The 21,729-nt window shown below is 36.4% G+C and carries 19 protein-coding genes; 12 read left to right on the top strand and 7 right to left on the bottom strand.

All coding sequences use genetic code 11. The annotated features are described in order from the left end of the window. The first annotated feature begins 287 nt into the window (after positions 1-287). The 5 genes from MKX57_RS03820 to MKX57_RS03840 all read left to right on the top strand — a co-directional run bounded on the left by MKX57_RS03820 (position 288) and on the right by MKX57_RS03840 (position 8,912). The gene (locus MKX57_RS03820) at positions 288-1,754 is read left to right on the top strand and encodes a UDP-N-acetylmuramoyl-L-alanyl-D-glutamate--2,6-diaminopimelate ligase (protein ID WP_342550803.1); all 1,467 of its coding nucleotides are present in this window, start codon (positions 288-290) and stop codon (positions 1,752-1,754) included. Positions 1,755-1,889: 135 nt separating this feature from the next. Continuing rightward, the gene (locus tag MKX57_RS03825; protein WP_008174169.1) at positions 1,890-3,467 is read left to right on the top strand and encodes a peptide chain release factor 3; all 1,578 of its coding nucleotides are present in this window, start codon (positions 1,890-1,892) and stop codon (positions 3,465-3,467) included. Positions 3,468-3,659: 192 nt separating this feature from the next. Next, positions 3,660-6,713, top strand: coding sequence for an efflux RND transporter permease subunit (locus MKX57_RS03830; protein WP_090003284.1), 3,054 nt, complete (start codon positions 3,660-3,662; stop codon positions 6,711-6,713). A 19-nt stretch (positions 6,714-6,732) separates the two neighbouring features. Then, positions 6,733-7,818, top strand: a complete 1,086-nt coding sequence (locus MKX57_RS03835; RefSeq protein ID WP_008174165.1) for an SDR family oxidoreductase — start codon at positions 6,733-6,735, stop codon at positions 7,816-7,818. Positions 7,819-8,156: 338 nt separating this feature from the next. Further along, positions 8,157-8,912 carry a TerC family protein gene (locus MKX57_RS03840; protein WP_008174164.1) on the top strand — a complete coding sequence of 252 codons (756 nt, stop codon included), beginning with the start codon at positions 8,157-8,159 and terminating at the stop codon, positions 8,910-8,912. Positions 8,913-8,988: 76 nt separating this feature from the next. Here MKX57_RS03840 and MKX57_RS03845 read toward each other — a convergent pair. Together MKX57_RS03845 and MKX57_RS03850 are read right to left on the bottom strand one after the other, a co-directional pair. After that, positions 8,989-10,346, bottom strand: a protein-coding gene (locus tag MKX57_RS03845; protein ID WP_085961709.1) for an IS3 family transposase whose coding sequence is annotated in 2 segments (ribosomal slippage) — positions 8,989-9,893 and positions 9,893-10,346 — 1,359 coding nt in all. Because the reading frame shifts where the segments join, the coding sequence is not laid out codon by codon here. A gap of 426 nt (positions 10,347-10,772) precedes the next feature. Then, the gene (locus tag MKX57_RS03850) at positions 10,773-11,069 is read right to left on the bottom strand and encodes a hypothetical protein (protein ID WP_342550804.1); all 297 of its coding nucleotides are present in this window, start codon (positions 11,067-11,069) and stop codon (positions 10,773-10,775) included. Positions 11,070-11,219: 150 nt separating this feature from the next. Between MKX57_RS03850 and MKX57_RS03855 the strand changes: the two genes are divergently transcribed. Next, the gene (locus MKX57_RS03855; RefSeq protein ID WP_008174151.1) at positions 11,220-12,575 is read left to right on the top strand and encodes a potassium transporter TrkG; all 1,356 of its coding nucleotides are present in this window, start codon (positions 11,220-11,222) and stop codon (positions 12,573-12,575) included. A gap of 724 nt (positions 12,576-13,299) precedes the next feature. Here MKX57_RS03855 and MKX57_RS03860 read toward each other — a convergent pair. After that, positions 13,300-15,039 (bottom strand): B12-binding domain-containing radical SAM protein, encoded by a 1,740-nt coding sequence (locus tag MKX57_RS03860; RefSeq protein ID WP_090002018.1) that lies wholly within the window; start codon positions 15,037-15,039, stop codon positions 13,300-13,302. A gap of 310 nt (positions 15,040-15,349) precedes the next feature. Here MKX57_RS03860 and MKX57_RS03865 point away from each other — a divergent pair, with 310 nt between their 5' ends. Then, positions 15,350-16,717, top strand: a complete 1,368-nt coding sequence (locus MKX57_RS03865) for an ATP-binding protein (protein ID WP_237068727.1) — start codon at positions 15,350-15,352, stop codon at positions 16,715-16,717. 121 nt (positions 16,718-16,838) lie between these two features. Continuing rightward, on the top strand, positions 16,839-17,285 hold the full coding sequence (locus MKX57_RS03870; protein ID WP_008174146.1) for a MarR family transcriptional regulator: 447 nt from the start codon (positions 16,839-16,841) through the stop codon (positions 17,283-17,285). Between the two features lie 121 nt (positions 17,286-17,406). On the opposite strand, the gene MKX57_RS03875 is transcribed toward MKX57_RS03870, so the two are convergent. The 3 genes from MKX57_RS03875 to MKX57_RS03885 form a co-directional block, all read right to left on the bottom strand. Beyond that, positions 17,407-18,102 (bottom strand): hypothetical protein, encoded by a 696-nt coding sequence (locus MKX57_RS03875; protein WP_342550805.1) that lies wholly within the window; start codon positions 18,100-18,102, stop codon positions 17,407-17,409. Between the two features lie 61 nt (positions 18,103-18,163). Continuing rightward, on the bottom strand, positions 18,164-18,781 hold the full coding sequence (locus tag MKX57_RS03880) for a CPBP family intramembrane glutamic endopeptidase (protein WP_043989700.1): 618 nt from the start codon (positions 18,779-18,781) through the stop codon (positions 18,164-18,166). A 79-nt stretch (positions 18,782-18,860) separates the two neighbouring features. Continuing rightward, positions 18,861-19,049 carry a DUF2187 family protein gene (locus MKX57_RS03885; RefSeq protein ID WP_004224583.1) on the bottom strand — a complete coding sequence of 63 codons (189 nt, stop codon included), beginning with the start codon at positions 19,047-19,049 and terminating at the stop codon, positions 18,861-18,863. Between the two features lie 123 nt (positions 19,050-19,172). Between MKX57_RS03885 and MKX57_RS03890 the strand changes: the two genes are divergently transcribed. From MKX57_RS03890 to MKX57_RS03900, 3 genes are all read left to right on the top strand, one after another. Next, complete coding sequence (locus tag MKX57_RS03890) at positions 19,173-19,361, top strand: hypothetical protein (RefSeq protein WP_008174143.1); 189 nt, start codon at positions 19,173-19,175, stop codon at positions 19,359-19,361. Between the two features lie 92 nt (positions 19,362-19,453). Then, entirely contained in the window at positions 19,454-19,630 is a 177-nt protein-coding gene (locus MKX57_RS03895; protein WP_008174142.1) for an aspartyl-phosphate phosphatase Spo0E family protein, read from the top strand. A gap of 295 nt (positions 19,631-19,925) precedes the next feature. Then, entirely contained in the window at positions 19,926-20,792 is an 867-nt protein-coding gene (locus tag MKX57_RS03900) for an NAD(P)-dependent oxidoreductase (protein ID WP_043989698.1), read from the top strand. Between the two features lie 66 nt (positions 20,793-20,858). Here MKX57_RS03900 and MKX57_RS03905 read toward each other — a convergent pair whose 3' ends face one another. Then, on the bottom strand, positions 20,859-21,251 hold the full coding sequence (locus MKX57_RS03905; RefSeq protein ID WP_008174140.1) for a DoxX family protein: 393 nt from the start codon (positions 21,249-21,251) through the stop codon (positions 20,859-20,861). A 154-nt stretch (positions 21,252-21,405) separates the two neighbouring features. On the opposite strand from MKX57_RS03905, the gene MKX57_RS03910 reads away from it, so the two are divergent. Next, complete coding sequence (locus MKX57_RS03910) at positions 21,406-21,726, top strand: helix-turn-helix domain-containing protein (RefSeq protein WP_043989697.1); 321 nt, start codon at positions 21,406-21,408, stop codon at positions 21,724-21,726. Positions 21,727-21,729 lie beyond the last annotated feature (3 nt).

Raw genomic sequence — 21,729 nt, forward strand, 5'->3', positions numbered from 1 at the left:
TCATTCTAAAAACTCCCTCCTTTGTATAGAAAAATGTTCCCAAAAATCCTATCCTAGACGTGTCGAAAAATGCCGATTTGTGATTATTTATGAAAATTTCGAAGAAAACGTGTTTTTTGTTCAAATGTAAGCGTTTTCGTTGAAAAAACAGCACAGAGACATTTTATTTATCACGAAATAAGTAGTAAAATAAATTCAATAGAACGTGGGGGGATTCATATTGTCGTTTTTTGTCGGATAATAAAAAATGATGACGTGAGTGTAGAGATTGATTGGAGGACTATGAAATGTATGCAGAGGAATTGTTAAGTGCATTACCTTTGAAAAAAATAATTGGCATGTTGCCAGACCAAGTAACTGATATCGTAGTGGATTCAAGAAGTGTACAGCCAAATAGTATGTTTGTTTGTATTAAAGGTTATACAGTGGATGGACATGATTATGCTCAAAAGGCTGTAGATGGCGGGGCTACGATTGTTGTAACGGAGCGAGAATTACCACTAGGTGAGACTATTGCTCAAGTAATTGTGAAAGACACGGACCGTGCAGTAGGCTTATTAGCCGCAAAGTTTTTTGATTATCCTTCAAAAGATATAACGATGATCGGGGTAACGGGAACGAATGGTAAAACATCTGTGACGGGTATTATTCAAAATATCATGCATGGTATGGGTGAAAAATCGGCCCTATCTGGCACAATTGGCTTTAATTTAAATGGAATTCTATATGAATCTGCCAATACAACGAGTGATGCGTTATCGACGCAACAAATGATTTTTAGAGCAAAAATGGAAGGCTGTCGTTTAATGACGATGGAGGTTTCATCCCATGGCTTAGCACTTGGACGTTTAGCAGGTGTTGACTATGATATTGCTATTTTTACAAATCTAACGCACGATCATCTTGATTTCCATGGTACGATGGAGGAATATGGCCATGCTAAAGGTTTATTATTCTCCCAGCTTGGACAAGATTTAGAAAAAAATAAATTTGTTGTGCTAAATGCCGATGATGCGTGGTCAGAGCGATACGCAGCTATGACACCATTTCCAGTGTGGACATATGGTTTAAAAAATGAAACAGCAGATTTCCGTGCCATTAACTGTAAATATTACGATTATATGACATCCTTTGATGTGGAGATGTCAGAAGGAATTTATCGTGTGAAAATGAATTTACTAGGTGAATTTAACATTTATAATGTGTTAGCAGCGATAGTGGCATTTTATGGTCGTGGCTATACTATGGAAGCCATTATTGAGCAAATCGAGCAACTCCCACCAGTTAAAGGTCGTATGGAAAAAGTATGCTCTGACCTACCTGTTCAAATGTTTGTTGATTATGCACATACACCTGATGCCATTGAAAAAGCGATTGAAGCAGCACAACCATATAAAAAGGGCAAACTTATTTTCTTAGTTGGGACAGGTGGTAACCGCGATAAATCAAAACGTCCTGCAATGGCTGAGAAGGCGTCGGCAGCAGAGTATGTCATTCTGACAACAGATGACCCACGCTATGAGGACTATAATAGTATTACAGGTGATTTAGCCAAAGGGATGTTACATGACAATTTTGCTTGCATCGGGGATCGTGCAGAGGCAGTCCGACATGCCATTGAGGTTGCTGAACCAGGCGATATGATAATTTTTGCTGGTAAAGGCCATGAGGATTATCAAATTATTGAAAATACAAAATTTCCACATAGTGATGCAGAAATAGCAATAGAAGCTGGCCGATTGAAATTTGTTTGATGGAATATAAGATCTTAGGAAACCCTTTTAGATAGTACTAAAGGGTTTTCTTTTTGGCGATTTCATGTAAAAAGGTTGTACGAAAGGCAAGTCTTCTTTTATTATTATTAAGTATGAAAAAAGGAGAATGACGAGATGAATTCAAATTTAGAAAAAGATATACAATCGCGTCGTACTTTTGCCATTATCAGTCACCCTGATGCTGGGAAAACGACGATTACAGAAAAGCTTTTACTTTTTGGTGGCGCCATTCGTGACGCAGGAACAGTAAAAGGGAAAAAAACAGGTAAGTTTGCAACATCTGACTGGATGGAAATCGAAAAGCAACGTGGTATCTCTGTAACTTCTTCCGTGATGCAGTTTGACTATAATGGCTCACGTGTAAACATCTTGGATACTCCTGGGCACCAAGACTTCTCAGAAGATACGTATCGTACACTAATGGCAGTAGATAGTGCTGTCATGGTAGTGGATGCTGCTAAAGGGATCGAGGCACAGACATTAAAGCTATTTAAGGTTTGTAAAATGCGCGGTATTCCAATTTTCACTTTTATTAATAAATTAGACCGACAAGGGAAAGAGCCGCTTGAGCTAATTGAAGAGCTTGAGGAAGTACTAGGGATTAATGCGTATCCAATGAACTGGCCGATTGGTATGGGGAAAGAGTTTCTTGGTATTTATGATCGTTACAATAAGCGTATTGAGCAGTTCCGTACGGATGAGACAGAGCGCTTTCTACCAATAGATGAAAATGGTGAACTTGCTGTAGAACATCCAATGAAAGTCACTTCTTATTATTCTCAAGCAATGGACGATATTTTACTATTAGACGAGGCTGGTAATGAATATTCGGAGGAAAAAATTCGTCGTGGCGAATTAACACCAGTGTTCTTTGGTTCAGCTTTAACAAACTTTGGTGTACAAACATTCCTAGAAACTTACTTACAATTTGCACCAATACCACAGCCTAGAATTACGGAAGATGAGCAGTTTATTGATCCGCTTGAACAAGAAGAATTTTCAGGATTCATATTCAAAATTCAAGCTAATATGAATCCTGCGCACCGTGACCGTATTGCCTTTGTACGTATTGTTTCTGGTAAATTTGAGCGTGGCATGAATATGACATTGTCTCGTACAGGCAAATCCTTTAAAGTTACGCAATCTACGCAATTCCTAGCTGATGATCGTGAGACTGTAGATGAAGCGGTTGCTGGAGATATTATCGGGTTATATGACACGGGGACTTATCAAATTGGAGACACAGTTGTGGGTGGTAAGAAAACATTCCAATTTGAAAAATTACCACAGTTTACACCAGAGTTATTTGTCCGTGTAACGGCTAAAAATGTAATGAAATCGAAGCAATTCCATAAAGGTATTTTACAATTAGTACAGGAAGGTGCTATTCAATATTATAAAACACTGCACACAGAGGAAGTTATTCTTGGAGCAGTGGGTCAACTGCAATTTGAAGTATTCGAACATCGTATGAAAAATGAATACAATGTGGAAGTAAGAATGGAGCCAATTGGTTCAAAAATTGCACGTTGGATTGAAAATGAAGAGGATGTTAAAGAGTCCATGTCCTCTGGTCGTTCAATGCTGGTGAAAGACCGCTTTGACAACCTTGTGTTCTTATTCGAAAATGAATTTGCCATGCGTTGGTTTAACGATAAAAACGAGAACATTAAACTTTATAGCCTTCTTTAATAGTCAAACACGAATCGACAATTTTGCGATTCGTGTTTTTTTTCAAGGAAATTTGACACTGACTGTAGAATATATAAAGTATTAGGAAATTTAAGATTGCCATCGCTAGATGGTAGAAAATTAGCCTATTTATAAAATAATCCCCTTTTCGGCTATCATAGAAAGGAAGAGGCAGAAAAAGGAGTTTATCATATGAACATTAGTAATTTTTCAATTAAAAGACCAGTCTTTACAATTGTAACGATGCTTTTTGTCATTTTATTAGGCGGTGTATCGTTATTAAAAATACCAATTACTTTAATTCCGGAGTTAAATCCTCCGATAGGTGTAGTAGTCACCTCCTATCCTGGAGCAAGCCCTACAGAGGTGAATGAGAGAGTAACGAAGCCTTTAGAGGCAACACTAGCCACCTTACCAGGCATTAAGAAACTACAGTCAACCTCGCAAGAAGGAAGCAATTTAATCGTCCTTGAGTTCAATTGGTCCACCAACCTAGAAGATGTCCAACTTGATATTTTACAAAGAATTGATATGACACCTCTTCCCAATGATTCGGGCAAGCCAAGCTTTTTAAAGTTTGATCCATCTCAATTTCCAATTATTCAGCTATCATTGCGCGCAGAAAATGAAAATGTTGATGTGCGCTTATTAGCAGAGGATTTAGAAAAAGAGCTTCGACGGACAGAGGGTGTCGCAAGTGTGAATGTTTCGGGGAAGCTTATAGAGGAAATACAAATTACATTAGATGAGGGAAAGCTAGTCGAAAAAGGCTTAACACAGGCAGATATTATTCAAATCGTTCAAGCGAACAATGTATCACTTCCTGGTGATCCGGTTTTAACTAATGATGGAAAAATGTTAACAACACGGATTGTTAGTACATTAACCTCCCCTGAAGATATAGCCAATTTAATCGTTTCTGTGAATCCTTTAACAGGTGAAGCGTTAACAGTTGGCAATCTCGGCTCTGTTAAAAGGGCAGAACAGCCATCTGTAACGACAACTCGTGCCAATGAGCATGCAGCAGTTCTTATGTCTGTCATACAGGAGTCGGGTGCGAATACTGCAGAAGTGTCAAAGGAGTTTCAACAAACCTTAAATGATCTGCTAGAGAAAGAGCAATACAGGGGAATAACAGCAGACATATTAGTAGATCAGGGCAACTACGTGGATGTTGCTATCAGTAATATCGGCTCTTCCTTAATTTTAGGAGGATTGTTTGCAATGTTCGTCCTTTTTGTGTTCTTACGCAGTATAAAGAGCCCTATCATCATTGGTATCGCTATCCCCTATTCAGTTATAGTGACATTTGTATTGATGTTTTTTGCTGATTTTTCACTCAATATTATGACTTTAGGTGCTCTAGCTTTGGGTATTGGCATGCTAGTGGATAATGCAATCGTTGTTATTGAAAATATTGAAAGACACTTAGGGCTAGGAAAAGATCCTATTACAGCAGCAATGGAAGGGACAAGGGAAGTGGCTCTTGCTATCACAGCTTCAACACTAACAACAATAGCTGTCTTTATTCCTGTTATGTTCATCGAAGGATTGATTGGACAAATTTTCACAGAATTTGCTCTCACAATTTCATTTAGCTTAATTGCCTCTTTAGTAGTTGCCCTTACAGTAGTGCCGATGCTAGCGAGTCGTCTTTTAAAAATGAAAAGTATTAACGTTTACGAGCAGCGTAGTCAATCTCAATTTTATAAGCGATACAAATCGTCTATTGTTTGGGTTCTGAAGCATCGTATGCTCATACTAATTTTCACAGTAGCTTGCTTTGGCCTATCATTATTCGGATTGACTAGAATTGGTACTGAATTTTTACCACCTACCGATGAAGGATTCACAACCATTAGCGTCAATCTTGAAAAGGGTGTAGCTGTATCTGAAACTGAAAAGGTTGTCAGGAAGATCGAGGAACGTTTAAAGCAGGAAAAAGATGTAGATGTTTATGTTAGTTTAATTGGTGGCACACAACAATCTCAATCACGTGGACAAACTAGCCCGAACCAAGCAGAAATGTATGTAAAGCTAGTGCCTTTAGTGGATAGAGAACGCTCAATTTTTGAATTTGTCGAAGAGTTAGAGCAAGAATTACAGGGAGAGTTAGGAGATAAGACTGAGCTGACATTTAACGTATCGACAGCAACTGGCTCATCACCACATACTTTAACGTTTAGATTAACTGACTCTGATGAAGGAAGGCTCCAACAGGCTGTTAATAAAGTGCAACAAGAGCTACAAGCGATTGAAGAAGTGACGAAAGTCTCCACAGATTTAGATAATACTGTTCAAGAAATTCAAATTGAAGTCAATCGAGAGAATGCAAAAGATTATGGTTTTGTACCGGCCCAAATTGCACAGTCTGTCAATCAAATGACAAGAGGACAATTAACGTCCCAATTAATCGCAGAGGATGGTGCTGTGTTACCTATCTACACAGGTTTCGGACAGACCTTCAACGATAGTGTGAATTCACTAAAAGCAATGCAACTTCGTTCACCTGCGGGCTTGTTTGTGAAATTAGAGGATGTTGCTACAGTTTCTATAGAAGAGGGTCCCATCTCTATTCGTCGTTCTGATCAGGCTGCAGCAGTGGCATTTTTTGTTGAATATGAAACGAAGGAATCTTTAGGCGGAATGTCAACAAAGGTAGATAAAGCAATAGAGAGTGCTCATTTATCACCTACTACGCAAATTGTATTTAGCGGTGATCGAGAGCTTTATGATAGTGCAATCGATGATATGCTACTAGCCGTTATTCTGGCAATTATATTAGTTTATATTGTGATGGCTGCTCAATTTGAATCATTCAAATATCCGTTTGTCATTATGTTTACGGTGCCATTAATGATCATAGGTGTAGCAATTGCCATGTTTGCCACAAATACATTAATAGGTGTGACATCTGTAATCGGAATTTTAGTGCTTGTAGGGATTGTTGTAAATAACGGTATTGTGTTAGTTGATTATATTAACCAGCAAAAAGCGAATGGTATGTCAGCGTATGAAGCCATTTTACTGGCTACTCAGGATCGTCTCCGTCCAATCTTAATGACCGCGTTAACGACTATTTTAGGATTGCTTCCACTTGCACTTGGCATTGGGGAAGGAACAGAGATGAATCAACCGATGGGAATTGCAGTGATTGGAGGACTTGTGACGTCCACGTTACTAACACTATATATTGTACCGATTGTTTATAGTTTAGTGGATAAGGAAACAAGAAAGATGCGTTAGAATCGAGGGGGAATGGGAGATGAAAGTTCATTTTTTTACTGGTTTTCCTGGTTTCATTTCAAGTCAATTAATTAGGACATTGTTCCAAAAAAAACAAACACAACAGGTTATAGCAATCGTATTAGCTGGCGAAACCATTAAGGCTCATCGAGAAAAAGATAAAATATTAAAGGAGTTTCCTAATGGATCGATTCGTATTGTTGAGGGTGATATTACCTTGCCGAACCTCGGTTTAGATAATCAAGTGATTGAAGAAATCGTACCTCAAATTGAAGTGCTCTGGCATTTGGCAGCTATATACGATTTAGCTGTACCCCGTGATATTGCTTGGAAAGTGAATGTACATGGGACAACAATGGTGAATGAATTTGTGCGCACTTTACCCCATTTAAAACGCTATATGTACTTTAGTACGGCATATGTGGCTGGTACACGTGAGGGGGTACTGCGTGAAAATGAACTGATTCGACCATTCGCATTTAAAAATTATTATGAAGAGACAAAATATGAGGCTGAGCTCCGAGTAGAAGATTTAAAATCCGAAATTCCATTAACAATTATTAGACCTGGCATTGTGAGGGGACATTCGGAAACGGGTGAAACTATTAAGTTTGATGGCCCCTATTTCTTTTTAAATTTAGTAGAACGTTTAAAATGTTTACCTATAATTCCTTATATTGGAAAATCTACATCTACGATCAATGTAGTACCAGTAGATTATATATTAAATGCCTCAACTTTTTTGGCATCAGAACAAGAGGCTGAAGGCAAGACCCTTCATTTAACAGATCCAAATCCTCACCCTGTACAGGAAGTGTATCGTACTATGGTGAAACTAGTAACAAATGCTTATCCGAAGGGACATTTACCGTTTGCGTGGGCAAAGCTATCCTTGCAAATTCCTTTTATTCGGAGAAAGCTAGGGGTGGAGCAGGAGACATTAGATTATTTAACATGGAATGCCACATTCGACACGACTGAAGCCCAGCAAATTTTACAAAAAGGTGGAATTACATGTCCTGATTTTATTCGGACGATGCCGCGAATGATTGATTTTTATTTAGCACATAAAGAAGATAAGAGCTACCAGATACAAATTAAGTAATGAAAAAACCATATAGATATTTTTGTAAGCTGTAAATGATAGTGCTATAATGTTTGAAAGAAGATACCTTCGACACTTTGTCAAAGGGGAGTAGCTAACAGGTTTTGCAATTATTTTACCTGGTTTCACATTCGTCAAGACATGGTTTTACCATCGGGTGTGATAGTGAATGGCTCTATGCGTAAAATGATGACTGATGACGTGTAGATTGATGTACCGATAAGGTACTAATTTACTTAGCGAGACCTTTGCCTACATAAGGCAGGGGTTTTTTTCTTTTGTACTTTAGTGGAACTAGTCATTTGGGTATTTAGAGCTTAGAGGAGGCACTAGCATAAATGGAAGCAATAATATTACAATACGGCTGGGTTTTAATTGTCCTAGTTGTATTAGAGGGATTACTAGCAGCTGATAATGCAGTAGTAATGGCTGTAATGGTCAAACATTTACCGCAAGAACAACAAAAAAAGGCGTTATTTTATGGACTATTTGGCGCCCTGATTTTTCGATTTGCTGCTCTTTTTGTCATTACAGTTTTAGTAAACTATTGGCAAATACAAGCAGTAGGTGCGGCTTACCTGCTATTTATGTCTGCGAAAAATATTTATGATTTACGTAAACATAAAGATGATGAGGAAGAGACGAGTGAAAAAGCTGGGAAAAAGGGTTCTGGATTCTGGTTAACGGTACTCAAAGTAGAAGCTGCAGACATTGCATTTGCTATTGATTCCATGTTGGCTGCAGTAGCTATCGCTGTCACATTGCCTCATTTGGGGAATTTTGATATCGGTGGCATTAATGGTGGACAATTTATCGTCATGCTCCTTGGTGGGTTTATCGGGGTTATTATGATGCGTTTTGCTGCCCAATGGTTTGTCAAAGTATTAAATGATTATCCTTCACTTGAAACAGCTGCATTTTTAATTGTAGGCTGGGTAGGTGTGAAGCTTGTTGTCTTAACATTAGCCCACGAAAAAGTAGGGATATTACCTGCAGAATTCCCACATTCCACTGCATGGGAGTTAACATTCTGGATTGTCTTACTCGGCATAGCATTTGTAGGTTATCTAGTAGGGGTTCGAAATAAAAAATAGCTTAGATTGAATTATCCAGCTGTAGTCAAAAGCCATCGAAAGTATGATCTGACCCAAAAAAGTTAGACATATTTAGTTAAGCAACTGCTAAGACCTGAGTTCGGTACTCCACCGGGCTTAGGTCTTTTAATTTTTCTTTCATTCGTTTGTGATTGTAGTAGTGAATATAGTCATTGAGCTCCTGTTCAAAATGTGCCATAGATTCAAATTCTTGTAGATACAGGAGTTCAGATTTTAATAAGCCAAAGAAATTTTCGATGACTGCGTTGTCCAAACAATTACCCTTACGGGACATACTCTGCGTAATACCATGTTGCTTTAATGTTTGTTGATACTTTTTCATTTGATAATGCCAACCTTGATCTGAATGAAGAATAACTTGATCACTTGATTCAAGGCGCTCCAATGCTTGTTCTAACATATTATGGACTAGTTTATACACTGGACGCTTCATAACCGAGTATGCAATGATTTCGCCATTACATAGATCAAGGACGGGTGATAAATAGCGTTTCTCACCAAATAGATGGAACTCTGTCACGTCTGTTACCCATTTCTCGTTCATTTTTTCCGCTGTAAAATCGCGTTGTAATATGTTTGGGGCAATTTTTCCGACGTTACCTTTATACGAACGATATTTCTTCATGCGGACTTCACACTTTATGCCAATGGCATTCATCAAGCAGTTAATCGTTTTCGGATCATGATGAATACCAAATTTTTTTAGTTCTTTGGTGATCCGACGATAACCATAACGTCCCTTATGTTCATGATAAATGGACTGAATTGCGACTTTCACATCAGCGTATTTATCATGACGATTCAAACGCTTTTCCCAGTAATAATACGTACTACGTGGAATATCAGCGACTTTGATTAATTCCACTACTTCATAGATTTCCTTTAGTTCATAAATTACTTGCGCTTTGATTTGATTGGTAATTTTTCTTGCATTTGAACTAAAGTATTCAACTTTTTTAAGTACGCATTCTCCATTTCTAATTGTTTGATTCGTGCTTCTAACGCCTCAACAGATCCTTCAGCTGGTGTTGATTTCGTTGTTCTTTTTGTCTCTTTTTTCATAGATAGATGCCCCTTTTTCTTAGAAACAAGAGCATCATAACCACCAACTTCAAACTTCAACTTCCAATTCCGAATCATGCCAGGAGATGAAATATTGAATAGTGCAGCTGTGTCTCTCGAAGATGTACCTGTCTCGTTCATATAATTAAGTACATTCATTTTATAGTCAGCTGAATAGTTTGTATAGGACTTTAAGAAAGTCTCTACGCCATTTTTTTGATAACGGCGAACCCATTCACTGACAATCTGAGCTGTAACACCGATATCATTCGCAATTTCGATCAAAGTTTCATTTCCATTTAAATATCGTTGAACTGCTTGAATACGTTGTTCAACACTTACTTTTGTCATAAAAAAACCCCCGTAAAAGTTAGATTAATGTCTAACTTTTACGGGGCAGTTCAGTATATGATCGATGGCTTTTGGTATTTTCTTTTTCTATGATATTTTACTACTAAATCTAATCTCACTTTTTCGGCTTAAATCTTGGAGAGCTTACGTCATGAATGTGATTTTTCGTCAACATTGTTTGTCACTCTAAGGATTTACTTTTCAACAATAAAAAAATAGCTTAGAATCAATCGGAGTGACTGTTTATAAAGTATAGCCGTTAATCTCCACTACGGGCTGACGTTTCCACTGGCGGGGCCGAGCTGCTTCCCTCGCTGCGCTCAGTCCAGGATCTCGACATTCCCACTTAGTCGCCACCCTACGATCCGATCAACTTCTACATTATCACTCCACCTACATACTTCGAGCTTTTTTGAGCTAAACTCATTAACCCATTTTGCAGTGAGAGAAAATCTTTACCTGTGTATGTTCGATAGGCAAATCATAGTGAAAATACTCAATAGAAGATATAAAATTTTCTTCGCAAAATGCTTCAACACCAGAAATTTCGTATGTCATAGTTGGATAGTTTGCTTGTAAAAGTACCTTTGCTTCTTCATATTCATCTGGATGTAATGTAGCCTTAAAATGCAAAAAAAGCAAAATACTCCCAATTATTAGTAATACTAATAATCCGCCGATTGTAAAAATAAATATACTCCAAGCCTTTAACCACTTATTCAAAACTTCACCTCCAAAATAAAAAGCATTTTAGTTCAGATATCGTCCATTTTCAAAAAGTATAGTAATAACTATTCCTCTTTCTTTTTTCTTGTATTTTTTCTATACTATAATCTATCTAGTTGGGCATCATATGTAGGAGGGGTTGTTAAAGTGCCTTGGAAAAAATCTTCCAATAGACTTGTCACACCATTTCAGGTACTTGTTTCTTATTATTTTATAGCTATAGCGATTTCCTTCCTGTTATTACGGCTTCCAGGCGTTCATCAAGAAGGGGTAAAGGTATCCTTTTTAGATAGTCTATTTACGGCAGTAAGTGCAGTAAGTGTAACTGGTTTAACAACTATTAATATTTCTGAAACGTATACGAAATTTGGACTTGTGATGATTCTTGTTATTTTGCAGTTAGGCGCAATTGGTATTATGTCACTGGGTACCTTTGTGTGGCTCTTAGTCGGGAAAAAAATAGGGATGCGTGAGCGTCAGTTAATTATGATTGACCACAACCAGTACAATTTGTCTGGTGTTGTGAAATTAATACGTGAAATCTTAAAAATCTTAATTGGTATTGAGGTAGCAGGTACGTTTATTTTAACTTTACATTTTACCAATTATTTTGATACGTTAGAAGAAGCATTCTTACACGGAGCATTTGCTTCAATTTCTGCTACGACCAATGGGGGATTTGACATTACGGGAATGAGCTTATTGCCATTCCATGATGATTATTTTGTTCAACTGGTGACAATGGTACTTATTGTGTTAGGGGCAATAGGTTTCCCTGTCTTAATTGAACTAAAAACTTTCTTACTCAAACGTCATGCGAATTTTCGATTTAGCTTGTTTACAAAAATTACTACGTCTACTTATGCCATTTTATTTGTTGTTGGTGCTCTGGTCATTTTACTTCTCGAATCTTTCCATTCTTTCAAGGAAATGTCCTGGCACGAAGCGCTTTTTTCAGCGATGTTTCATTCTGTATCCACAAGATCTGCTGGGCTTACAACTTACGATGTGACGACATTTAGTGAGGCGACAGATATTTTTATGAGTTTTCTCATGTTCATAGGTTCTTCTCCAAGTTCAGTGGGGGGAGGAATTCGAACAACCACTTTTGCCATAGCTATTTTATTTTTAATTACATTTGCAAGAGGGAGAGAGGATATTCAAGTGTTTGGGCGAGAAATTCATTTAATTGATGTTTTCCGCTCCTTCGTTGTCATCTTATTAGCCTTTTTCATGGTTTTAATTGCAACGATTATTTTGCTTATTACAGAGCCACATGCCTCCCTTATTCAAATTATTTTTGAAATCACCTCTGCGTTCGGTACTTGTGGTATGTCGTTAGGAATAACTTCAGATTTATCGGTTATTGGTAAAATTATTATTATTATTTTAATGTTCATTGGTCGAGTTGGTTTAATATCCTTCCTGTATACGCTAGGTGGTGGTGGACGAGGAAAGAAATCGAAATTCCATTATCCAAAGGAACGCGTAATAATTGGGTAACGCTCACAGAACACAGAACATTGATATATAAGGATTTGTTGAGGGGTAATCATGATATTGCCCCTTTTTTCTGTCAAAAGTGTTAAGTAAAAATGTTTTTGTTTGGTAGCTACATAGCCGAGTGAGCTTGCATTTATAAATTAAAACTGTCATACATGAAACAATCTTCTTTTCGAAAGCCAGAAATAGCATAAAGAGTAATTGACTTTCTTCTATTATATAGGGTAAAAAGAGATAAAATTGTCGAAAGTTGTCATTACAACTGTATATACATTAAAAACATCTATACTAATTCTATACATTTTTTAGAAAACGAAAATTAACTATTGAAATGGAATAGGTAGTTCCAATAAAATAAAAAATACAACTAGCAAATAAACGTAAAAATTATGAACAGAATAAGATGTCTGATATAGGATAAGAGGGCTCCATTTGTTACTAAAACGCCTAAATGTGTAAGTTGTCACAAAATATTCGGAAAATTTAAAATTTAATTTCCCGAATGTGAACATTTTAAGTGGGTATATTTTCAACGTATAGATTGTTTGTTTTTAAGAAATTTGCCCTAAACTTTTTAAAATGGCTATGAATACTTGACTAATAGATTAAGCAGGCAGAAACGCTATAAAACAGCTACCCGTTTCTTTTTCAGTGCATCTTTAAGAATTGTTTAAGACATAAAAAAAGCTAGTCCTGATCGCTCATACAGGACTAGCGTTTGTTATTAAAGTGTGGGGATTGTTGCAAAGTAAGGTGCTTGACCATGACGGAAATAAGTTAATAGGTAGCCATCTTTTTGTACAATTTTGCCATTCAAGAAATCATCATAATTGAGAGCATGTGGGATTACCAAAGTATGCTTAAACAGCTCTTTCTCAGTAAGTTTAAAGTCTGCAAATTCCTCACCAGCGATAGCCGGATTTTCACGTAATGTCTGGTAGATTGTTTTTTGTTGCTCTACTGTTGGGCGTTCCTTCCACCATAGTTTACGTGGCTGGAATTGCTGAGCCGTTAGATAATCTAGTTGCATTAAGCTTTGTATAATGTTTAAATTCGCGCCATCTACAGTTTCTAAGAACATTAGTAAACGACGGAATAAATCTTCTAATTGATGGCCAATACGGGACCATCCCTTAGTTTCCCAATACGTACCGAAGCTTTGGAAAAAGTCAAATGGTGTATCGAAGACCTCGGTTACTAAATATTCGATTGTATGATCCATACGATGATCATTCCAATATTTCTCCAGAACATCCTCTGCATGTTTAATGCGAACTATGTCATCAAATGTGAGGACATTATTAGAAAAGATTTCATAAGGCGCTAGATCGACGTAAGTATAACCAAACTTCTCAGCCTCCACTCGAAGCCCTGTACCGCGTAAAAGCTTTAAAAAACCAAGTTGAAGTTCTTCTGGTCGCATGGCAAAAACATCATTAAAGGTTTGACGGAAGCTTGCGTAATCCTCTTCAGGTAAACCTGCTATTAAGTCTAAGTGTTGATCGATTTTTCCGCCATCTTTAACCATTGTCACTGTTCGTTTTAGTTTTTCAAAGTTTTGGCGACGCTGTACAAGTGTATTGGTTAAATCGTTTGTAGACTGAACACCAATTTCGAAGCGGAACAAACCTCTCGGCGCATTGTCATTTAAAAATTGGATAACTTCCGGACGCATAATATCGGCAGTAATCTCAAACTGGAATACAACACCTGGTTTATGTTCATCAATTAAAAACTGGAACATTTCCATAGCGTAGCTACGGCTTATATTAAACGTTCGATCCACGAATTTTATAGTTCTAGCGCCATTATCCATTAAGAAACGAATATCTTCCTTAATTTTTTCTCGGTTAAAGTATCGAACACCAACCTCTATAGAAGATAAACAGAATTGACAGCTAAACGGACAGCCTCTACTTGTTTCAATGTACTGAATACGTTTCCCAAGGTGAGGAAGATCCTCTTCAAAGCGAAACGGACTCGCTAATTCACGCAAATCTATCTTAGGTGGTTGAGCGTGAATCTTAACTTTTCCGTCCTCTAAATAGCAAATTCCAGGGACATCCTCCAGTAATATCTCACCGTGTAAATAACGTAACAATTGCTTAAATGAAGTTTCTCCTTCACCCATCACTATGAAATCTACTTCAGGTATACGGCGTAGCCAATGGTGAGAATCGTAAGAAACCTCAGGACCTCCAAGCAAAATTTTAACATCTGGACAGACCGTTTTTAACATTTTAATAACATGAATTGTTTCTTCAATATTCCAAATATAACAGCTAAATCCAACGATATCAGGTTTTTTTTGGAACAAATCTGATACAATATTAAAAGCAGGGTCTTTAATTGTATATTCTGCTATAATTGGATTAAATTCGGGTGAAGCGGCACCTTTTAAATAGCGCAATGCTAGATTTGTGTGTATATACTTTGCGTTTAAAGTAGTTAAAATAGTATTCATACAATAATCTTCCTTTCAATATCTAATTGTATCAGTCAAGTATTTGACATACAATATAATTCTTTTTACCTATTTATTTTGTGAACAGTTCGTGAAATAATTTAAAATACTTAAATTTACTAAATTTTGTAATAATAGAATCGTGCTGTCATAATGTATAGTAAAGGCTCAAAATTCGATTTAGAGGTTTTTTACTCTTTTGAAAGGTTCGGTGAGAAAGTTGAAGCAAAATGATATTAATCAATGTTTTGGAAATCTTATGAAAAGTACTTCGTCACCAACACTTATACTCAATAAAGCAGGGAAAATTTTGAACGTCAATGAGGCTGCTATCCAACTATTTAATCTTAATTTAACGTATATTGGCAATTTGGCTATGGACGAGCCATCTAAATTTAAATGGGCGAAGTTCGTCCAACAACTACAAAAGGATTTACGATCGGAAGAAATTTTCAACATTCGCACAGTAGGAAATGAGTACGAAATGTTATCATTTAAATGTTTCTACGACCCAAATGCAGAAGAAATTGTTGCACAAATTTCAACATTAAATGAAGATGTTGCCCATAAATTATACGTTAGTCAAGAGCATGAAAGATCCCAATCTTTTAATGCATATGATTACTTACCTTATGCTGTTATTGTAAGTGATGCTAGCGGTATTATTCTTGGGCTTAATAAGTATGCAGAAATGTTTCTCAAAGTAGAAAGCTCTCAGCTACTCCATAAAGCTCATCAGCATATATTTGATCTATTTACATTGAAAAAAGGGCAAATTACATCCTACCTTTCTAAATTAATGGGTGACAAACATGCAAGTCTTCACGTTGTCGATGAAACACAAGTAAGTAGAACTTGTTATTATGAAATTTCCAGTATTTTTGATGAATACAATAATATTATTGTCACAGTTATTAATGATGAAACAGAGAAGAAGCAACTTCAACATAAAGTGGAGCATCAACAAGCTTTGAATGTTGTTGGACAAATGGCTGCGAGTATTGCGCATGAAATTCGTAATCCATTAACTTCTTTAAAGGGTTTTACTGATTTATTAAAAATAAATGCTGACGATGAATCACGCATGTACCTTTCTGTCATTGATAGTGAGCTTCAACGAATGGAACAAATTTTATCAGAGCTTTTAGTTTTGTCCAAGCCATCAACTATGAAAGTGGAGTTATTGGAACTAGATCATATTGTAAAACAAGTCATTGAGTTCATGTTACCAGATGCACTCATGAAAAATATTATGATTCAGTACATTTCAATTCCAAATCAAGTTTATATTGGTGGAAGTGAAAATCGTTTAAAGCAAGTATTAATGAACCTCATTAAAAATGCGATGGAATCCATGAATAACGGTGGTACGATTACTGTAGAAATGACAACAAATGACTGCGCGATTGTTGAACTTACAATTAAAGACGAAGGCGTTGGAATGGATAGCACAACCCTTCAAAACCTATTCCAGCCTTTTTACACGACAAAATCAACAGGGACAGGACTGGGCCTTGCATTCGTGAAAAAAGTTATCGAAGAGCACGATGGAGTTATAGGTGTTAATAGTGAATTACAGAAGGGGACATGCTTCCATCTACAGTTCCCAATCTATACATTTAACCAAGTGGATACAATGGAAGTATCCACAAAAGATTCTGCCTATTTAGTAACATAAAGAGAGTAAAAATGGTTGGATAACAACAATATAACCTTCTAAATCGGATAATGCTTTTGACAATGCTTTTCTAATATCGCTATAATGTCAAGTATAAAGAGCGAAGTGAGAGGAAAAGAATATGACGTCAGAAGACTTAAAACAATCTTTAAAATTATATATTGTATTGTCACGTGCACTTAAAGCTATCAATGAGACAACACATCAATTATTTCAGGATAATGGTTTAAACCCAACTGAATTTGCTGTTCTCGAGCTTCTTTATCATAAAGGAAGACAGCCATTACAGCAAATTGGCAATAAAATTTTACTTGCCAGTGGCTCTATTACGTATGTCATTGATAAGCTTGAAAAAAGAGGCTATTTATTGCGTGTATCCTGTCCTTCAGATCGTCGTGTGACATATGCAGAAATCACGGATGAAGGCGAAGCATTTATGGGGGAACTATTCCCAAAGCATGAGCAGCATTTGCATGAAATAATGAGCGTATTATCTTCAGAAGAAAAAGAGCAAGCTATTACGTTATTAAAGAAAATGGGCCTTTCTATTAAAGATTTATCTTATTAAAAAAGTTGTCTCATTCATTTGAGACAACTTTTTTAATCATGTGGATAAAGAAAGATCTCAAATATACATAGAAGGACGATAGACAATGCCTTGTCTATCGTCCTTCTTGTATTACAAATTATTATTTTTTAGAAATAGTTGCTGCCATGTTCATCATAGCATTCGTTAAATCTTGCTTATCATTATCGTGAATCGTTAATTTTGTAATGAGACCATCATTTTCAAAAACAACCCCGATTACTTTCTCTGTGTCAAAGTCTACAACATAACCTTCAATATTTTGAACATCCTTAAATGCAGCTAATTCATCAGTAGTTAAAGCTACTGTTTCACCTACAGCATTCATATAATCTTGCATAGCTGTTTTTACTTCGGTAAAGCTTGATTGTGATGCTTCAATTGTTTCAATACGCATAAACACTTCGTCATCATCATTAGATACTAGCATATCTTTACCTGGCTCTTCTTGCGTTAATGTGAATCCTGGAAGTTGTTGTAGCTTATAGCTTTGGTCAACACTTTTAGATTCAGTTGCCTTTTCTGTTTTATCTACACCATTTTGTTTGTAAGTCACATCTTGTTGTGGCTGTTTAGAAGTATCCTCAGTATTTGTTTCATTTGATGCAGGTGTATCTGTATTCTCTTCCTCTTGTGCTTCACCTGCTGTATCATCGCCAGATGGTTTTTGATCGGCAGCAGTATCAGACGGCTCATTTTGTTGAGTATCTGAATCCTCTGTTTTTTCAGAGGTATTACAACCTACAACTAGTACTGCTGTTAATAATAATGCAAGAATTGAAAATAATTTTTTTTGCATAAAAAACCCTCCTTTTCTAAATTAAACGTTAGTAAAGCTAAAATGTTTCCAAATAATAATGTTATGATGTTAAAGGTAACACTAAAAATAATAATAGTACAAAAACAACATGAGCTACAATAACAAGTGGCATACTTTTCCGCCATTCATACAAGAAGCCCCAAATAATACTTGTCACCAGTGCAGCAACCACGCCTAAAATAAAACCACTGAGGGCAATGGAGATTGCACATAAAACTGCCGTCACTAGGATAGCCAGAGTAGGGCGCATAAATCGTTTTAATTGTTGCTGAACATAACCACGCCAAAATAATTCTTCGCCGATGGCAACAATAAAAACAAGTAATGCATAGTGCCAAATATTTTGTGGTCCATAGTTGGTTAAAAATTTATGAACAGATTGTACTAAGTTATTATTAATAAATGGAGCAAGCCAATAACCGAAGCGAATAATACCATAAGTGATGGTACCGTATCCAATCCCAAAGAGTAAAAATTGCCATGTGGGTAATTGATCTTCAATAGAACCAGCTAATATGGCAATGGCAATACATACTAGTAAAGTAAATGCATACATGTACCAAAATACAGCCTGGTTAGCAAAGGTAAAGGCAAGCATGCCATAAACGAATAATAGAGAAAGGAGTAATAGTACTGTTTGTTTTGAATTTGTTAGCATATACGACCTCCATGCTTTAATTTTATCAAAAAAAAAGCCCCATATCATCTATAAAGACAAATAGGGACTATTCAGACTATTAAGCTTCATTCGTATATAAAATTTTGTAACGTTTATGATTGACGACCGTTTTCTCTTCAATTTCAAGGGAATCAAAATTCTCCATATATGTTAAGTTAACGATCACCGAATTTTCATTTACCTTTTCGACAATACCTTGGAGACCATTTTTAAACTCGATAATATTTCCAACTTCAGCTATTTTCACAGACAGTCAGCTCCTTCATCGACTAATAATATACAGTTTGCATGAAAAAATGGAAAACGTAAAGCTTTTTTTAAATAATTCATAATTTATTACACAAAAGATGAAAAGAAAGGAATAAAACTAATGGAAAAATACGAAAATATGCTTAAACAATTACAAAATGGGGAAATAGGAAGTATTGAAATTCAAAAGGAAGATTTTTACGAATTTCGAGAAATTCTTGTAGGGCATCCTTTATTTAAACATTTCAGAGGTGAGGCCAAGCAAAATGGACGAATTATCTATACTTATAACGAAATACCTAGGAGTTAATTTGTCGAACATTGTCGTAAGTTAATGCTGTAAGAAATGAAATATAAATGTATAATAATGGTATGATTATTTGTGTGTGGAGGGTTGTATGAATGGTCAATCTACTCTTGAAACAAATGGAACAAACTCGTGAGTTGATGATTCGCTCTGGTGTTGAAAACGGGTTACAAAATGCAAAAACCATTCAACTGAGTCGCAGATTAGACCAGTTAATGAATACCTATTATAGACAGACAGCATTTGATGAAGAAAAAGACCAAGACGAATAAAAAGATTGTTCCAGTATTCAGAGTAATAACATTTAAAAAATAGATGTTTAAAATGCATTTTAATGGGGAATAACTTACTATGAACACAGCAACATTCTCATTTCCCCCTTTAGAGCAGTGATCCCCCAATCACTTGCTCTCTTTTTTTTGCTTATTCGGTATATATGCAAGTTATCTAATTATTAGTACAAGTTATAGGAAGAGTTTGAATTATTTTATTTATTCGCCTAAACTGAAAACATCAAGTCACGTAGGTGAAAGAATCCTAACTTTTATGACAAAGGAGTATGTACATATGAAAAAGCAACGTATTGCATTTATCGGAACTGGTGTAATGGGGACAAGTATTATTAAACACTTATTGAAAAATGACCATGAGGTGACGGTGTACACTCGTACTAAAGAAAAAGCAGAGCCGCTAGTAGCTTTAGGAGCATTATGGGCTAGTTCGCCAGCAGAAGCATTTAAACATCAAGACATTGCTTTTACAATGGTTGGCTACCCCTCAGATGTTGAAGAGGTTTATTTTGGAGATAATGGTCTTTTCAAAACAGCTGAACCTGGCAACCTTATCATTGATATGACGACTTCAGAGCCATCTTTGGCTAAGAAAATATATGAGCATGCACAAACTATTGGTGTAGAGTCTTTAGATGCACCTGTATCAGGTGGTGATATCGGTGCGCAACATGGTACATTGTCGATTATGGTCGGTGGCGATTTGACAACTTACGATAAGGCTTTACCGCTGATGAAGCATTTTGGAGAAAATATCGTTTATCAAGGTGAGGCAGGGGCTGGTCAACATGCAAAGATGTGCAATCAAATTGCCATAGCTTCAGGCATGATTGGGGTATGCGAATCGCTTGCTTACGGTCTCAAGGCAGGGCTAGATTTACCAACCGTATTGCAGTCCATTGCATCAGGTGCGGCAGGTTCTTGGTCTCTAAGTAATTTGGCACCACGCATGATCAAAGAAGACTTTGCACCAGGTTTTTATATCAAACATTTTGTGAAGGATATGAAAATAGCTTTGGATGAATCCAAGAAAATGGGAATTACTTTGCCAGGATTGGCGTTAGCCTATGAAATGTATGAAAAATTGATCGAAGAGGGCTATGGTGATAATGGTACACAGGCTCTTCTTCAACGTTATAGATAATAAAAATCCTATTTGGATAAAAGAACCTGAAGTTTCTTCATTTTGGAGAGACTTCAGGTTTTTTTGTTACTCTTTCCCAAAAAGTTGGGCGTCTAATGAAAAGCTAGAAGCACCAGCTAGAGTGAAGTATAGTGCAATTGCACCCAAGGCTAAATCTAATTCGTATCCCGCTAAACCATCAGCTCCAATAAAGCCAATACTTAGCTTAGCTGTGAAAATGGCTACAATCATAGTCATTGTTAGTAATGCGCCAAAAATTCTTGTTGCTAAACCTAAAATAAGGGCAATACCTCCCACTAACTCAATAATTGCAACGATATACGCCATAAATCCTGGTATACCTAAACTATCAAAGAAGTCTGCCGTGTAGCTAATGCCTCCTTGAAATTTTTGAAAACCATGCACCGCAAAAATAATGCCGAGAACGACACGTAAAATAGTTGAACCAATGTTTTGCATTATAAAATATCTCCTTTTCTTTAACTTACAATTCGTAACCTAGTTTATTTTTAAAAATAACTTTTGTCAAGTAACTAAATGTGCTTTAAGAACTGAATATTGAAAGAAGTGTTATACTGTTGTATATGAACTACTAACAATGGAGGCTTGTAACGTGGATCAAAAAAAAATTTGTCCTCGATTTGAAAAGGCGCTAAAAATAGTCAATCATCGCTGGAATACTTTACTCATTTTTCAATTATTAGATGGTCCTCAGCGGTATTCAGTTATTAAAAATCAGTTAAATATAAGCAGCCGCGTCTTAACTGAGCGATTAAAGGAGCTAGAAATCGAGGAAATTGTATTACGTACTGTCATTCCTTCTACCCCAGTCGTCATTGAGTATGAACTTACTGAAAAGGGATACGCACTTGCACCCGTACTAAAAGCAATTGAACAATGGTCTTCTGAATGGGTAGCAATAACAGAAGAATAATAA

Origin of the sequence: Lysinibacillus sp. FSL M8-0216 (genome assembly GCF_038595555.1) — a bacterium.
GTDB lineage: Bacteria > Bacillota > Bacilli > Bacillales_A > Planococcaceae > Lysinibacillus > Lysinibacillus fusiformis.

Excerpts from the sequence above, each read along its gene's own strand:
- MKX57_RS03905 (WP_008174140.1), bottom strand. The coding sequence starts at position 21,251 with ATGCAAAACATTGGTTCAACTATTTTACGTGTCGTTCTCGGCATTATT.
- MKX57_RS03900 (WP_043989698.1), top strand. The coding sequence starts at position 19,926 with ATGAAAAAGCAACGTATTGCATTTATCGGAACTGGTGTAATGGGGACA.
- MKX57_RS03895 (WP_008174142.1), top strand. The coding sequence starts at position 19,454 with ATGGTCAATCTACTCTTGAAACAAATGGAACAAACTCGTGAGTTGATG.
- MKX57_RS03880 (WP_043989700.1), bottom strand. The coding sequence starts at position 18,781 with ATGCTAACAAATTCAAAACAAACAGTACTATTACTCCTTTCTCTATTA.
- MKX57_RS03860 (WP_090002018.1), bottom strand. The coding sequence starts at position 15,039 with ATGAATACTATTTTAACTACTTTAAACGCAAAGTATATACACACAAAT.
- MKX57_RS03835 (WP_008174165.1), top strand. The coding sequence starts at position 6,733 with ATGAAAGTTCATTTTTTTACTGGTTTTCCTGGTTTCATTTCAAGTCAA.
- MKX57_RS03825 (WP_008174169.1), top strand. The coding sequence starts at position 1,890 with ATGAATTCAAATTTAGAAAAAGATATACAATCGCGTCGTACTTTTGCC.
- MKX57_RS03820 (WP_342550803.1), top strand. The coding sequence starts at position 288 with ATGTATGCAGAGGAATTGTTAAGTGCATTACCTTTGAAAAAAATAATT.
- MKX57_RS03830 (WP_090003284.1), top strand. The coding sequence starts at position 3,660 with ATGAACATTAGTAATTTTTCAATTAAAAGACCAGTCTTTACAATTGTA.
- MKX57_RS03890 (WP_008174143.1), top strand. The coding sequence starts at position 19,173 with ATGGAAAAATACGAAAATATGCTTAAACAATTACAAAATGGGGAAATA.
- MKX57_RS03870 (WP_008174146.1), top strand. The coding sequence starts at position 16,839 with ATGACGTCAGAAGACTTAAAACAATCTTTAAAATTATATATTGTATTG.
- MKX57_RS03840 (WP_008174164.1), top strand. The coding sequence starts at position 8,157 with ATGGAAGCAATAATATTACAATACGGCTGGGTTTTAATTGTCCTAGTT.
- MKX57_RS03875 (WP_342550805.1), bottom strand. The coding sequence starts at position 18,102 with ATGCAAAAAAAATTATTTTCAATTCTTGCATTATTATTAACAGCAGTA.